The sequence below is a fragment of the Salinicola corii genome (genome assembly GCF_008298015.1).
GTDB lineage: Bacteria > Pseudomonadota > Gammaproteobacteria > Pseudomonadales > Halomonadaceae > Salinicola > Salinicola corii.
Map to the genome: position 1 here is coordinate 112399 of NZ_VTPX01000005.1, position 14271 is coordinate 126669.

12 protein-coding genes are annotated in these 14271 nt (G+C 63.8%); 8 read left to right on the top strand and 4 right to left on the bottom strand.

The genetic code is table 11. The annotated features are described in order from the left end of the window. Positions 1 to 32: 32 nt before the first annotated feature. Positions 33 to 1007, bottom strand: coding sequence for a LysR family transcriptional regulator (locus F0A16_RS10820; protein ID WP_149435408.1), 975 nt, complete (start codon positions 1005 to 1007; stop codon positions 33 to 35). A gap of 402 nt (positions 1008 to 1409) precedes the next feature. Here F0A16_RS10820 and F0A16_RS10825 point away from each other — a divergent pair, with 402 nt between their 5' ends. The 6 genes from F0A16_RS10825 (at position 1410) to F0A16_RS10850 (ending at position 7501) form a co-directional block, all read left to right on the top strand. Further along, entirely contained in the window at positions 1410 to 2435 is a 1026-nt protein-coding gene (locus tag F0A16_RS10825; protein ID WP_149435409.1) for an ABC transporter substrate-binding protein, read from the top strand. 87 nt (positions 2436 to 2522) lie between these two features. Further along, entirely contained in the window at positions 2523 to 3377 is an 855-nt protein-coding gene (locus tag F0A16_RS10830; protein ID WP_149435410.1) for an ABC transporter permease, read from the top strand. Position 3378: 1 nt separating this feature from the next. Beyond that, positions 3379 to 4197: an ABC transporter permease gene (locus F0A16_RS10835; RefSeq protein ID WP_149435411.1), complete on the top strand. Its 819-nt coding sequence runs from the start codon at positions 3379 to 3381 to the stop codon at positions 4195 to 4197. Between the two features lie 38 nt (positions 4198 to 4235). Next, positions 4236 to 4910, top strand: coding sequence for a DUF1028 domain-containing protein (locus tag F0A16_RS10840; RefSeq protein ID WP_149435412.1), 675 nt, complete (start codon positions 4236 to 4238; stop codon positions 4908 to 4910). 174 nt (positions 4911 to 5084) lie between these two features. Continuing rightward, on the top strand, positions 5085 to 6335 hold the full coding sequence (locus F0A16_RS10845; protein WP_149435413.1) for a flavin-containing monooxygenase: 1251 nt from the start codon (positions 5085 to 5087) through the stop codon (positions 6333 to 6335). Continuing rightward, positions 6332 to 7501, top strand: coding sequence for an alpha-hydroxy acid oxidase (locus tag F0A16_RS10850; protein WP_338100604.1), 1170 nt, complete (start codon positions 6332 to 6334; stop codon positions 7499 to 7501). Before F0A16_RS10845 ends, F0A16_RS10850 begins: the two co-directional genes overlap by 4 nt. Before the next feature lie 149 nt (positions 7502 to 7650). Here the strand turns inward: F0A16_RS10850 and F0A16_RS10855 are convergent, their stop codons facing one another. Next, positions 7651 to 8670: a CNNM domain-containing protein gene (locus F0A16_RS10855; RefSeq protein WP_149435414.1), complete on the bottom strand. Its 1020-nt coding sequence runs from the start codon at positions 8668 to 8670 to the stop codon at positions 7651 to 7653. Positions 8671 to 8813: 143 nt separating this feature from the next. Here F0A16_RS10855 and F0A16_RS10860 point away from each other — a divergent pair, with 143 nt between their 5' ends. Next, positions 8814 to 9431, top strand: coding sequence for a deoxynucleoside kinase (locus tag F0A16_RS10860; RefSeq protein WP_149435415.1), 618 nt, complete (start codon positions 8814 to 8816; stop codon positions 9429 to 9431). A gap of 46 nt (positions 9432 to 9477) precedes the next feature. Next, positions 9478 to 10749, top strand: coding sequence for a glucosylglycerol 3-phosphatase (gene stpA, locus F0A16_RS10865; RefSeq protein WP_149435416.1), 1272 nt, complete (start codon positions 9478 to 9480; stop codon positions 10747 to 10749). Positions 10750 to 10764: 15 nt separating this feature from the next. Here the strand turns inward: stpA and F0A16_RS10870 are convergent, their stop codons facing one another. Both F0A16_RS10870 and pgm read right to left on the bottom strand, forming a co-directional pair. Then, positions 10765 to 12492, bottom strand: coding sequence for a DUF4153 domain-containing protein (locus F0A16_RS10870; RefSeq protein WP_149435417.1), 1728 nt, complete (start codon positions 12490 to 12492; stop codon positions 10765 to 10767). Between the two features lie 14 nt (positions 12493 to 12506). Further along, positions 12507 to 14171, bottom strand: coding sequence for a phosphoglucomutase (alpha-D-glucose-1,6-bisphosphate-dependent) (gene pgm, locus F0A16_RS10875; protein WP_149435418.1), 1665 nt, complete (start codon positions 14169 to 14171; stop codon positions 12507 to 12509). Positions 14172 to 14271 lie beyond the last annotated feature (100 nt).

Here is a 14271-nt window from a genome sequence, read left to right on the forward strand (position 1 = left end):
TGTCAGCCCAGTGTTCGCTGTCGCCGGCGCCCTCAGCCGATATCCTCGATCGCACGGACCGAATGCGGGTCGAAGAAGCTCGGCGCCGCCATACCGGGAATGTACTGGTCGGACACAAACATCCGGCAGCGCTCGGCGAAGGCGCTGACCACGCGCGACAGCTGCGCGTTCCTGGCGACAGCGTAGCCCAACTGCATGGGCCGGTGCTCGCCGGCCAACCTCACTCGAATCAGACGCTTGCCGTCCAGTGACAGATTGGCCTTGGGACGCACGTTGGCGATGCTGTAGCCGACGCCGTTGGCGACCATCGCCCGTACCACCTCGAGATTGCTCGACCGCATCACGATGTTCGGCGTGACGCCGGCAGGCAGGAACAGACTGAGGAAGTATTCCCGGCTCCACGGCATGTCCAGCAGGACCATGGGGTGGGTTTCCAGATCGTCCATCGTCACCGCCGACAGATTCGCGAACGGGTGATGCTCTCCCACCATCACGTAGGGCGGCAGCCGGGCCAGCGGCTGGAAGTCGATATCGTCGTTCGACACCAGATCGTAGGTCAGGGCAATGTCGATCTCCGCGCTTCGCAGCTTGGCCAATAGCTGCTCGTAGTCGCCCTCGAACTGACTGATGCGAACCCCTGGAAACGCCCGCCCGAAACCGAATACCAGCTCGGGCGTGATCATCGGTGCCAGCGAGCCGAAGCAGCCGACGCGCAGGGGCCCCCGAATGGTGTTCAGCGACTCCGAGGCGATGGTGTAGAGGTTGCTCACCTGGTCGAGAATCAGCTTCGCCTCTTTCATCACCTCGCGACCAATCGCCGTGAGCGAGACCCCCTGGGCGTGATGCCGCACGAAGAGTTGAACCCCCAGCTCGGACTCGATATGGCTGATCGCGGCCGAGATCGAGGGCGAGGAGACATGCAAGCGCTCGGACGCGCCATGCAGACTGCCTGCCTCGCCGGAGGCGACGAAGTATTCGAGTTGGCGTTGTGTGATTCGACTGAGCATGGCGGGTTCTCGATACGAAGATAGCGCTTTCGAAGCGACGATGGCGAGTTCGCAAGACGGCGCATGCAGCAGTGGCCGCGGCGTTTGACCACGAGCGTCCCGCCTCTCGGCCTCGATCATACGACAGCGTGTCTCGATGCGTCAGTGCCTGCACAGGCGCCGGCGATGCCCACGAGCCTGGCGCCGCCCCGCGCCATGCTGCATCGGAAATTCCTACGCAAGGCAACGGCAAAGGCTGTTTTACCGATCCCGCCGCGCGAGGCCATGATGGCCTCGAACGGTGAACGGCTGATCGCCATGTCTCAAGTGACCGCGTCGTATTCCGTCGACGTTCACGCGACACGACGGCATCACGAGCTGCCCGACACCACGCCTTTCGACCATCGAACGAGAGCTAAAACAATGCATAAAGCCATCGCTCTGACCCTGCTGAGTGCCAGCCTGATGGGCATCTCAAGTGCGAACGCTGCCGACAAGTTGATCGTCAGCACCTGGGGCGGCAGTTTCCGCGATCTCATCGACGAGGCCATCGGCCAGGAGTTCACCCGACAGACCGGCGTCGAGGTCGAATACGTGACCGGCGGCACCATCGACCGTCTCAACAAGGCCAAGCTGGCTGGCAGTGCCGAAACCGATATCACCTTTACCACGTCCCACGTGGGTTGGCTCTACGCCAACGACGGCCTGTTTGAGGACCTGGACATGGGCAAGATCCCCAATGCCAAGAATCTCGTGCATCAGGCCAAGCTGAGCCCGAATCACATCGGCGTGTGGGGCTACGTCTACACCATCGGCTATCGCCCGGACTTGGTGCCGGACGACATCACTTTCGACAGTTGGGAAGACCTGTGGAATCCCGAGCTCGAGGGCACCATCGCACTACCCGACTGGGATCCGAGCCATATCATCGCTGTGGCTGCCAAGCTCGAAGGTGCCGACGCCGAGCACTGGGAGGCCGGCCAGGACAAACTCAAGGCGCTCATTCCCAATATCAAGGCGTTCTATACCAACGACGCCAACAGCCAGCAGTTGATCGCCACCGGGGAGACGCCAGTACAGCTGCTGCTGTCGATGAACGCCTACCACATGATGGACGAAGGCGTGGACATCGAACTGGCGATGCCAAAGGAAGGCGCCGTGCTTGGCATCGATGCCATGGGCATCAACAAGGGCAGCGAACACGCCGATCTGGCCTACCAGTTCATGAACATCGCACTGTCGCCGGACGTCCAGGCGAAAATCGCCGAGATCAACAACGGCAGTCCGGTCGTGACCAATGCGGCAGTCGACCCGGAAATCGCCAAACTGCCGGGCATGCTGACGACGGCCGAGCAGTGGGACGCCACGCTGGACACCGATCCCAAGCTGCGGGCCGAGATGACCGCCGAATGGCGCAAGTGGTTCTCGGAAAACATCATGACGCATTGATCATTGTGACTCCAAAGGCTCAAGACCCGGCCGCCGAGGCTCTCCCCCGGTGGTCGTTTCTCCCGACCGTGCTCGATGGAAAGCCCCATGACTCGTAGACCTGCCTTCGTCGGTTGGTTCCTGCTGCCGGCGATACTCACCGCACTCGGCCTGACGATCGCCATGCTGACCGTGCTTCAGTACAGCGTGCGCGCGTACATTCCAGGCTCGCTGGACGTAGGCGGCTTCACGCTCGACAACTTTCAGGACCTGATGAAGGGCCTCTACGCACGCGCCTTTCTCAACACTGTGTGGCTGAGTTTCAAGACAGCGCTGTTCGGGCTGATGCTGAGCTACCCACTGGCCTATACGCTGGTACGCACACGCACCGCATGGTTGAAGTCGTGCATCCTGATCATCGCCATCACGCCGCTGTTCCTCGGCGAGGTGGTGCGGACGTACTCTTGGATCATCGTGCTTGGCAACAGCGGCTTCCTCAATAGCCTGCTGCTGGCCATCGGGCTGATCGACAAACCGCTGCAACTGATGTTCACCAACACCGGCGTGGTACTGGCGCTGGTCCACGTCACCATGCCGATCATGGTACTCATGCTGGCGACCGGCCTGTCGCACATCGACATCGCCTACGAAAAGGCCGCCACCAGCCTGGGCGCAAGCCCCTTCAGAGCCTTCCTGACCATCACGCTGCCGCTGTCGCTACCGGGTGTCGTCGCCAGCGTGACGACCGCCTTCGCCTGGACGTTCAGCGCCTTCGCCACACCGCAGCTGATCGGTGGCGGACGCGTGAGTACCGTCGCCACGCTGGTCTACCAGTTGGGCTTTTCGTCGCTGAACTTCCCCTTCGCCGCCGCCCTGAGCATGGCCGGCCTAGCGATGACGGTAGTGCTGCTGGCCGCGCTCAAGCGTATGACCCGACCGCTGCAGAACGTAGGGATCCACTGAAATGACTCGCTCGACCCGTGATCGATGGCTGGGCTACGCCGGACGCCTCCTGGTGGCCCTGATCCTGCTCTTCGTGCTGCTGCCGACGGTGGTGGTAGTCATCTCCTCGTTCAGCAGCACCTCGGTGCTCTTCTTCCCGCCCAAGGGCTGGTCGCTGCGCTGGTTCGAACGCGCCGTGAGCTACGACGACTTCAGAAGCGGTTTCTACTCGGGGCTGATCGTCACCGCCTGGGCCTCGACGCTCGCCGTGTTCATCGGCACGACCCTGGCAATCGTCATCCACCGCTACACATTCCGCTTCAAGGCCGTGCTGGAAGGCATCCTGCTGTCGCCGCTATTCATCCCCCATTTCACTATCGGTCTCGGCCTGCTGATGCTGGTGGCACAGTTGAATCTGGGACGCGGCTACGCGCTGGTGATCTTCTGCCATGTCGTGCTCGTGCTGCCGTTCGTGCTGCGCAGTCTGTACGTTTCGCTTCAAAACCTGGGCCAGCGGGTCGAGATGGCGGCGGCCAGCCTCGGTGCCTCGCCACTGCGGGTGGTGTGGACCATCACGGTTCCGCTGATGCTGCCAGGCCTGTTCGGCGGGTGGCTGTTCGCCGCGATTCTCTCGTTCAACGAATTCACCGCGTCACTGTTCATCACGACCCAACGCACCCAGACGCTGCCGGTGGCGATGTACAACTACGTTCGCGAGTTCGCTGACCCGACGCTGGCCGCACTGTCGGTGATCTACATCGTGATCACGGCCACTCTGCTCACCCTGGCCAACCGTTTTCTCGGTCTGGGCCGGATTCTCAACGTCGACGCACCGCGCTGAATGCGCGCTCGCGTGACCTCATCCAGGAGAGACGACGCATGACCTTTTCCATCACGGGGCGTTGCGCCGAGACCGGGCAGATGGGGATCGCCATCAGTTCCTCGAGTATCGCCGTGGGGGCCCGATGTCCCTGGCTGCGTCCCGGTATCGGGGCGGTCTCCACCCAGAACGTGACGCTACCCGCACTCGGCGAGCGAGTGCTGGCGTGTCTGGCCGAGGGCGCGTCCCCGGCGCAGGCACGGGACATGGCGCTGGCCACAGATGCCCATTGCCAATATCGGCAATTAGCGGTGCTCGACGCACAAGGCCGCACCGCCCACTTCAGCGGCGACGAGACGCTGGGCTGCCACCACGCCGTAGCAGGCGAGCAGTGCGTCGGTGCCGGCAATCTGCTGGCCAGCCGTGACGTGATCGAGGCACTGGTGCGAGCGTTCGAGACCCACCGAGGCCCGCTGGCCGACCGTTTGATCGCGGCGATGCAGGCGGCAATGACCGCCGGCGGTGAAGCCGGGCCGGTACATTCGGCGGCGCTGCTGGTGGTCGGGGAACCGAGCTGGCCGATCGTCGATTTGCGCGTGGACTGGGCGGATGAGGCGCCGATCGAGCAGTTGGCGACGCTCTGGGCAGACTATCGGCCTCAGATGCAGGACTACCTCACCCGCGCGTTCGATCCGACCCAGGCGCCCAGCTACGGCGTCCCGGGCAACGAATGAGGCAGCGGTTGGCGCCGACCGGCATGGCCCATGCGAACGTCGGCCATCGCTGTACCCGTTCCACACGCCGCACGCGATCCGCACGGTACGCCGGGTTCACGTGCAGCGCCCCATCCACATGCCGCATAGGTTCCACGCGTCATAACGGGGCTTCAAGCCTTTCAGGAAACTTGCATGACAGTCGAGAGAATCAACACGCTGGTGGTCGGTGCCGGCCAAGCAGGCATCGCCATGAGCGAGCACCTATCGCTCATGAACATTCCCCATATCGTGCTCGAGCGCGCCCGCATCGCCGAGCGCTGGCGTTCCGAGCGATGGGATTCCCTGGTGGCCAACGGACCCGCCTGGCACGACCGTTTTCCGACGCTCGCGTTCGAGGGCGTTTCACCCGACGCCTTTCCGCCGAAGGAGCGCATGGCCGACTATTTCGAAACCTACGCGGAGATGCTGAAGGCCCCGGTTCGCAACGGGATCGAGGTGCAACGGGTGGAGCGCCTGACGGGGCGACGCGGGTTCCGGGTCGAGACTTCCGAGGGCGAATACGAGGCGGACAACGTGGTTGCGGCGACCGGCCCCTTCCAGAAGCCGACCTTCCCTCGCATCATTCCAGAGACGGCCGACGTGCAGCAGTTGCACTCCTCGGCGTACAAGAATCCCGATCAGTTACCCGACGGTGGCGTGCTGGTCGTCGGCGCGGGCGCGTCCGGTTCGCAGATCGCTGAGGAGCTGCGCCAAGCGGGCCGGCGGGTCTATCTGTCGGTGGGCGAGCATTATCGGCCGCCGCGCGCGTATCGTGGGCGCGACTACTGCTGGTGGCTGGGTGCCTTGGGTCTGTGGGACGAAGTTCGTATCCGCCCGAAAAAAGCGCATGTCGCCTTCGCGGTCAGCGGTTACGAAGGCGGCCGGACCGTGGACTTCCGCCGGCTCGCCCACGCTGGCATCACGCTGGTAGGCCTGACCCGTGCCTGGGAGGCGGGGCGCTTGCGCTTCGACGAGGGTCTGGCGGAGAACATCGCTCAAGGCGACCAGGCCTACTTCGACGTGCTGCGCGAAGCCGATGCGTATATCGCGCAGAATGGTCTGGATTTCCCACTGGAGCCAGAGGCCTGGGAACTCCTGCCCGATCCCGACTGCCTCACGTCCCCGATCCTCGAACTCGACCTGAAAGCCGAAGGCATCACCACCGTGCTATGGGCTACCGGTTTCCAATTCGACTTCGGCTGGCTGCAGGTCAACGCCTTCGACGACGCAGGGTTGCCGTTCCACAAGCGCGGCATCTCCGCCGAGAGCGGTATCTATTTTCTGGGCCTGCCCAATCTGGTCAATCGGGCCTCGTCGTTCATCTACGGGGTCTGGCACGACGCCAAGTACATTGCCGACCATATCGCGCTGCAGAATGCCTACATGGCTTACGAACGCGCTTGAGCAACCCAAGTGAGCGCCACGCCATGAGTCACGTCACCTGCATCGAAGATCTGCGCCGTCTGGCACGCAAACGCGTGCCGAGGATGTTCTACGACTACGTCGATGGCGGCTCGTGGACCGAGTCAACCTATCGCGCCAACGAGCGCGACCTCCAGCGCCTCGAGTTCCGTCAACGCGTGGCCTGCGACATCGCCCACCGCAGTCTGGACTCCACGATGGCGGGGCAATCCGTCTCCATGCCAGTGGCCATCGCCCCCACCGGGCTGACGGGAATGCAGCGCGCCGATGGTGAGATCCTCGCGGCGCGGGCGGCAAAACACGCTGGCATCCCGTTCACGCTGTCAACGATGAGTATCTGCTCGATCGAGGCCGTGTCCGACGCCACCGGAGACCATCCGTTCTGGTTTCAGCTCTACGTCACGCGTGATCGTCGATTCAGCGAGGCGCTGATCGAGCGCGCCCGTGCCGCTCGCTGTTCGGCGTTGATGGTCACCATGGATCTCCAGGTCTTCGGTCGACGGCACAAGGACCACAAGAACGGTCTCTCGGTGCCGCCACGACTCACGCCGAAACATCTTCTCGACCTCGCGTGCAAACCGCGCTGGTGCCTGGGCATGCTCGGCACACGACACCGCCAATTCGGCAATATCGTCGGCCACGCCCACGGCGTCGACGACATTCAATCACTGGTGGCGTGGACGCAGGAGCAGTTCGACCCCGCCTTGTCTTGGACGGACGTGGAGTGGATCAAAAAGCGCTGGGGCGGTCCGTTGATCGTCAAGGGCATCCAGCACCCCGACGATGCCCGTTTGGCGGTGGAAAGCGGCGCCGACGCCGTAGTAGTCTCCAACCATGGCGGTCGGCAACTGGACGGCGCGGCATCGTCCATCACCACGTTGCCGGAGATCGTCGAGGCGGTGGGCGCGACAACGGAGATTCATTTCGACAGCGGGATACGTTCTGGCCAGGACGCGCTCAGGGCGTTGGCGCTCGGCGCGCGAGGCGTCTACATCGGCCGCGCCATGCTCTATGGACTCGGCGCTCTTGGTGAGGAGGGCGTAACTCGGGCACTGACCATCCTTCACGATGAGCTGGACCTCTCAATGGCGTTCTGTGGTCACACGGATATCCGGGATGTGAACCGGGAAATTCTGCGGAGGCGGTGATGAAGCTCTCTTCCCTTCTTTACGAAGCGGGGGCGCGAGGTGGTTCATTTCCCCACCAACTGGAGAGTCGGTAATAGATTCGTAAGTCACGACGCCCCCGGAAAATGCTCGAGCAGTGACTCCCACGCAGTCAGCCGCAGCCCGCACTTCTAGCCGGCATCCCGACGGACACGCTTCAGCCAGCGCTGCTTGGCGTACTTGCGCAGGTTGTGCACGTTGTCGGTCTCGTCGACGATGTCCTGGCCCAGGATCGTCTCGATCACGTCTTCCATGGTGATCAGCCCGACCCAGTTGCCATGGTCGTCGTAGACCACGCGCAGATGGTTGTGATCCTTGAGCATGGCGATGAAGACATGCTCGACGCTATCGGCTTCGTCGACGATGGCGATCGGATGCATCAGTGCCTTGAGCTTCTGCTCGTCATCGGCGTGATAGGTATCCGCCTTGTGCACATAACCTAGGGCGTCTTCGGCGCCGTCCATGACCGGAAAGCGCGTGAACTGCGTCTTGCCGTAACGCTGATCGAACTCGGCCACGGTCATGTCGGGCGTCACCGTTTCGCACACGGTCCGCGGCGTCATCACGTTCTTCACCAGAATCTCGTGCAGGTTGAGAATATTGGTGATGGTACGGGTCTCATCGGCATCCAGCGCCTTCTCTTCCAGGCCGATTCTCGCCAGTGCCTTGATCTCCCCGCGCATGTCGACGTCATTCTCGCTCTTGGCGATGCGATTGGTGATCATCTCCGAAAGCCAGATGAACGGCAGCAGCACCAGTACCATGACGCGCAAGGTCGGCGGCAGAAAGGGGGCCAGGCCACGCCAGTAGCTCGCCCCGATGGTCTTGGGAATGATCTCCGAGAACACCAGGATGCCGAAGGTCATCAATGCCGAAGCGATCGCCACGTGAGCATCGCCGAACACGACAGCCACCTGGGCGCCGACACCCGTGGCACCGACAGTGTGCGCAATCGTATTGAGGGTCAGGATCGCCGCCAGCGGCCGATCGATATTCGATTTGAGCTTGTTGAGCTTGTCGTGAAGCTTGGGGCGGGTGTCCTTGAGCTGCGCGATGTAGCTCGGTGTCAGCGAGAGCAGCGCGGCTTCCAGCACCGAACAGACGAAGGAGAAACCGATCGAGAGAACGACGAATGCCGTCAGCAGAAACATGAGGGGTCGCTATGTGACTTGTGAGGACTCTTTATCCTGACTTGTCACGCGGCTGTCAATGACCTCGCGGAGAAATCCGCCGACATCCGGCCGGACGCCGGCGTGAGCTATGCTGACAACTCGCTACGCAGGGACGGTCAATCATGCATATTGCAGTCGAAGGCCCGATCGGCGCCGGCAAGACCACACTGGCTCGTCAACTGGCCACCTATCTCGAGTGGGCACGCCGAATTCCCGTGCGTCTGTCGCTGGAAAACTATCAGCGCAATGCGTTTCTGGCTGACTTCTACGCCACCCCTGATCGCTGGGCGCTAGCGGCCCAGCTTGATTTCCTGGTCTCCCGTCACAAGCAGCTCGAAGCTTTGCCGACCACCGGTGACGAAGTGATAGTCGCCGACCATACGCTACTCAAGGATCGCATTTTCGCGGACCTGGTGCTGCAAGGCCGAGAACTGGCCCTTTACAGAGAGATCGCGGATGCCATGCCCGTGGGCGGTTCCCGTCCCACGCTCATGATCTATCTCGACATCGAGACCGACACGCTACTTTCCCGCATCGCCAAACGCGGCCGCGACTTCGAAACATCGATCACCGCGGCCTACCTGCACGACCTCCATCAGCTGTATCGGCGCTATCTCGCACGCTCCGAGGTGCCGGTGCTGACGGTCGATGCCGACCTGGTCGATCCGGGTTCGGATGAGCAACTGGCGGCGCTGTGGCAACGTATTCTCCGCGCGCATCCAGGTTCGGATCGCCAATGAACAAGTCGGGCTAGGCTCGGCGTTGCAGCTGGGTATACTGGAAACCATGACAACCAAGACTCCCTTCTCGCTAGATCACGCCGCCCTGCTGGAAGAACTGGCGGCCACCGACAATCTGCTCGTCATCCAGGATCTGGACGGGGTCTGCATGGGACTGGTCGGCAATCCGTTGACGCGTCGGTTGGAGCGGCGCTACCTCGATGCCACCCGTCGACTCGATGGGCACTTCTTCGTGCTGACCAACGGCGAACACATCGGCTCCCGCGGCGTGAACGGCATCGTCGAGGCGCAGTTCGAGACGCCGGATCGCCCCGGCGAGCAGGGCCGCTACCTGCCCGGGCTGGCGGCCGGCGGCGTGCAGTGGCAGGACCGTTTCGGGGCGGTGTCGCACCCCGGCGTGAGCGACGCCGAGCTGGCGTTTCTGGAGGCGTTTCCCGTCCAGGCGGAGGCATTTCTCGAGTCGCTGCTGTCGCGGCCACCCTATGACCTTTCGTCGGAGGCGAGACGCGATCTGATTGCCGCGGCGGTACTCGACAACATCGCCTCGCCGACGCTCAACCTCAACGTCTTCCACCGCCACTGGCAGGCGACGCCAGCGTACTATCGGGCACTGCAGGCCGACATCGCCGAGTTCATGCACGCGCGGCTCGAAGCCGCTCGCCAGGCGGGGCTGGATGACGCCTTTTTCATCCACTACGCGCCCAATGCCGGCCATGACGCCGACGGCAACGAGCGCCTGCGACAGGGCGACGAAAACGGAGAAGGTGCCGGCACCACCGATTTCCAGTTGATGCTGCGCGGTGGCGTCAAAGAGATCGGCGTGCTGGTCATCCTCAACCGCTATTACCATCGTCACACGGGGCACTACCCGTTGGGCGAGGCGTTCAACGCCCGCGAGGCGCCCCGCGATCACAAGGCGCTGCTGCGACTGGCCAGCGACCATTTCGATCCCGCGCTGATGCCGCGCATCGTCGGGGTGGGAGACACCGTGACGTCGTTCATTCCCTCTGGCGATGCGCGCGGCGAGCGCCAGCGCGGCGGCAGCGACCGCGGTTTTCTGACCATGATCCAGCAACTGGGCGAAACCTTCGGCAGCGACAACCGCGTGCTCTACGTCGACAGCAGCGGTGGAGAAGTTCGGCGCCCCGGCGTCGATGCCGAGCGGCTGGCGCGCCATGCCGGGAATCCCGACATCGAGGTCTGGCCGGCGCTGGAGGGGATCAGTGATGCCGAGGACCCGTTGACGCTGGATGCGATCTTCCCGGCGGGTCACACGCAGTACATCGATTTCTTCTGCGAACTGGCCGCGCGGCGCTGAGCCCCGGTCGTTGAATCAGCGCCAGTCCCTCGCGTTCAGCAACACCGTGCCGGAGAGATGATCCAGGGTCGGCTCGGGTGTCAGCGACCCGCTCAGCGTCACTGGCAACAACCCTATTGACACCCCATCCTTGCGAAGCGTCACCAGCGTTGCCTCGGCGGCACTCCCGGTGGAGGCGGCGGTCATCTGCCGCGGCAGAGCGAAACCGATCGATCTGGCCTGCGCGGAGACGAGCAGCTCCCGCCCCTGCACGGTAAGGCGTAGAAGCTCCCCCGTCGGCAGCGTCACCTCGGTCTGGCGCCCGGCACTCACGTCGACGGCGTTCAACAGCAGATCGAACCCTTCGAGCGCGACGCCCGTCGAGCCCGAATAGACGCGCGAGTAGCGATCACTGCCGGCAGTGGCCGCCAAGGAGGGATCCAGCCCCCAGGCCCGGGCCAACGGCCCGATGCCCGATGGCGCCTCGCTCGCCGGCATGCCGCCCGTGGGCGCCACCCGTCCCAGTTCGCCGGCGTCCTCCAGATACCTCAGCGCCGCCAGGGCTTGGCCGGTCTGCTCCGCGTCTCTCGCCGGTTGCTCGACGATCGCCAGGAAGCGATTGCCCTGGCTGCGAATCGATGTCCATTCGGCCCCCTGGGGACCGAAGCTTGCCACCAGCATCGTCACGACAGGAACCGCTGCCATCAGCCGGATATCGCCGCGTGAGCGCCGAAAAACCTGCAGCAGCACCACCACCGCCAGCACGGTCGCCAGGGCGGCAAGCAGATAGCGCTCCGGCGTCACGCCATAGGCGCCGATTCGCTGCGCGACAGCGATGACGACGAGCACGAGCGGCACCGGCAACACCCATGGCCAGTAGCGCAGCAAGACACGCACGAGGGCGCGTTCTTCGCGCATGAAAGGCCGGCATACGATCAGAGCGACGAGCAGGCAAACGCCGAAGCCGGAAACCAGCCAACCGCTCTGCCCATTGGGCAAGCCCCCGCCCAACAGGCACTTCACGGCGTAGGCGTGAAGGATGAGGGCGTAGACGAGAATCAGCGGTGCGGCGATCCATTCACCTAGCGCGCCAATCGCGCGGGCGGAGAGCCTATCGAGTCGGCAATCGTCGGCCAGGTAGAACGAATCCGGTATCAGTGCCAGCCAGAAGAGTGGCGCGAAGAGTAGCGCCGTGATGGCGGCAATGTGAGCATAGAGCTGGAACGGCACCTCGAGCCCGAACAGCAGATTCAGGCTGACGAAGACCAGCGAGAGGCCGATACCGAGCAAGTTCCAGCCGATGCAGGAGAGCAGAAACGCGAACGTCAGCCGCCCCAGGAATCCTCGGAATGCCGTGCCGGAGCCTCCCGCGAGATAGGGCGACAGCGGAACCAGCGCGACGAGAGCAAACGCCAGCAGCCACGTCGAGGTATGCAGTGCGTCCTGAAACCAGACCAGGCAAAACCCAAATGCTCCGGCGATCACCGCCGTGAGCTGGCGCATGCCCGCACCGACCATCTCGCGTCGGGACGCCAAGGCTTCAAGACCAAGCGTAGCCGAAAGCGCGGCCAACGCGGCACATGCCAGCCCCATCAGCGCACGCCACACTAACGCCGCTGACCCGATCTCCTCGATCAACAGATTGGCGACGAACGTCGCCACCAGAAGCAGCGCGATGACCACCGGGAAACGCACCAGCACGTCCCGGTAGCTGGCCATTTCGCGCAGGCGTTGCCGCAGACGGTTACCGATCGACGCCGACATCGAGGATCAACCGGTCACCCGGCCAGGACCCCGTCAACCAGCGCCTTGGCCTCCTCCTGGATACGCTTGAGATGAGCCTCGCCCTGGAAACTCTCGGCGTAAATCTTGTAGACGTCCTCGGTACCGGAGGGGCGCGCGGCGAACCAGCCAGCATCAGTGACCACTTTCAGGCCACCGATGGCGGCACCGTTGCCTGGAGCCTCGGTCAGTTTGCGGGTGATCGGGTGGCCGGCCAGCGTGTCGGCGGTGACCTGCTCCGGCGACAGCTTGCCGAGCCTGGCTTTCTGCTCGCGGTTGGCCGGCGCATCGACGCGTTCATAGACCGGCGCACCGAAGCGTTCGGTCAGCGCCTGGTAGCGTTCGCCCGGGTCCTTGCCGGTGACAGCGGTGATCTCGGCGGCGAGCAGGCCGAGAATGATGCCATCCTTGTCGGTGGACCACGGCTTGCCGTCCAGGGTCAGGAACGAGGCGCCGGCGGACTCTTCGCCCCCGAAGCCGAGGCTGCCCTCGATCAGGCCATCGACGAACCATTTGAAGCCCACCGGCACCTCGACCACGTCCCGCCCCAGCCCTTGTGCGACGTGATCGATCATCGACGACGATACCAGCGTCTTGCCGATGGCGGCTTGGCCGCTCCAGTTCGGACGGTGGGTGAAGAGGTATTCGATGGCGACGGCGAGATAGTGGTTGGGATTCAGCAGCCCGCTCGAGCGGGCGACGATGCCGTGGCGATCGTGATCGGTATCGCAGGCGAACGAGACGTCGAAGCGATCCTTGTTCTCGATCAGGCCGGCCATGGCGTAGGGCGACGAGCAGTCCATGCGGATCTTGCCGTCCCAGTCGACGCGCATGAAGCGGAAGGTCGGATCGACGGTGGTCGAGATCACTTCCAACGGCAGGTCGTACTTCGCGGCGATCCGCGGCCAGTAGTGCACCCCGGCCCCGCCCAGCGGATCGACGCCGAACTTGAGTCCGGAGTCGCGGATCGCAGCCATGTCGATGACCTTGTCGAGGCCACCGACGTAGCTGTCGATGAAATCGAAACGCTGGGTGGTCGGTGCCTTCAGCGCGTCGGCGTAAGCGACGCGGCGAACGCCCTCGAGCCCGTCGGCGAGCAGTTCGTTGGCCCGTTCCTGGATCCACCTGGTGACGTTGGTATCGGCCGGCCCGCCATTGGTGGGGTTGTACTTGAACCCGCCGTCCCCCGGCGGGTTGTGCGACGGCGTGATCACGATGCCGTCGGCCAGACCGTCGCTGCGGCCCTGGTTGTGAACCAGAATGGCGTTGGAGATCGCCGGCGTCGGCGTATACCCCACCTCGCCACCGGTCTCGTTGCAACCGGCGTCGATGCGCGTCTCGACGCCGTTGGCCGCCAGCACTTCCAGTGCCGAGACGAATGCCGGCTCGGAGAGCGCGTGGGTATCCATGCCGATGAACAGCGGGCCGTCGACGCCCTGCGCTTCGCGGTACTCGCAGATCGCCTGGGTCGTGGCCAGGATGTGCCATTCGTTGAAACTGGCCTTCAGCGAGGAACCGCGATGGCCCGAGGTGCCGAAGGCCACCTGCTGGCCCGGGTCGCTGGGGTCCGGCCGCTCGCTGTAGTAGCGTGACACCAGGCGCGGAATGTTGGTTAGGCCGTGCTCGTCCGGCAAGCGTCCTGCTTGGGAAGCGATGCTCATCGTCAGTTCCTTTCGATGGTCTGGGGAGGGATGCCTTCCTTATAGCAGACCATCTTCACGGCCCGACAGGCAAGATGAGCTCGCCCATGCTCCCGACCGA

Excerpts from the sequence above, each read along its gene's own strand:
- F0A16_RS10820 (WP_149435408.1), bottom strand. The coding sequence starts at position 1,007 with ATGCTCAGTCGAATCACACAACGCCAACTCGAATACTTCGTCGCCTCC.
- F0A16_RS10825 (WP_149435409.1), top strand. The coding sequence starts at position 1,410 with ATGCATAAAGCCATCGCTCTGACCCTGCTGAGTGCCAGCCTGATGGGC.
- F0A16_RS10830 (WP_149435410.1), top strand. The coding sequence starts at position 2,523 with ATGACTCGTAGACCTGCCTTCGTCGGTTGGTTCCTGCTGCCGGCGATA.
- F0A16_RS10835 (WP_149435411.1), top strand. The coding sequence starts at position 3,379 with ATGACTCGCTCGACCCGTGATCGATGGCTGGGCTACGCCGGACGCCTC.
- F0A16_RS10840 (WP_149435412.1), top strand. The coding sequence starts at position 4,236 with ATGACCTTTTCCATCACGGGGCGTTGCGCCGAGACCGGGCAGATGGGG.
- F0A16_RS10845 (WP_149435413.1), top strand. The coding sequence starts at position 5,085 with ATGACAGTCGAGAGAATCAACACGCTGGTGGTCGGTGCCGGCCAAGCA.
- F0A16_RS10855 (WP_149435414.1), bottom strand. The coding sequence starts at position 8,670 with ATGTTTCTGCTGACGGCATTCGTCGTTCTCTCGATCGGTTTCTCCTTC.
- F0A16_RS10860 (WP_149435415.1), top strand. The coding sequence starts at position 8,814 with ATGCATATTGCAGTCGAAGGCCCGATCGGCGCCGGCAAGACCACACTG.
- stpA (WP_149435416.1), top strand. The coding sequence starts at position 9,478 with ATGACAACCAAGACTCCCTTCTCGCTAGATCACGCCGCCCTGCTGGAA.
- F0A16_RS10870 (WP_149435417.1), bottom strand. The coding sequence starts at position 12,492 with ATGTCGGCGTCGATCGGTAACCGTCTGCGGCAACGCCTGCGCGAAATG.
- pgm (WP_149435418.1), bottom strand. The coding sequence starts at position 14,171 with ATGAGCATCGCTTCCCAAGCAGGACGCTTGCCGGACGAGCACGGCCTA.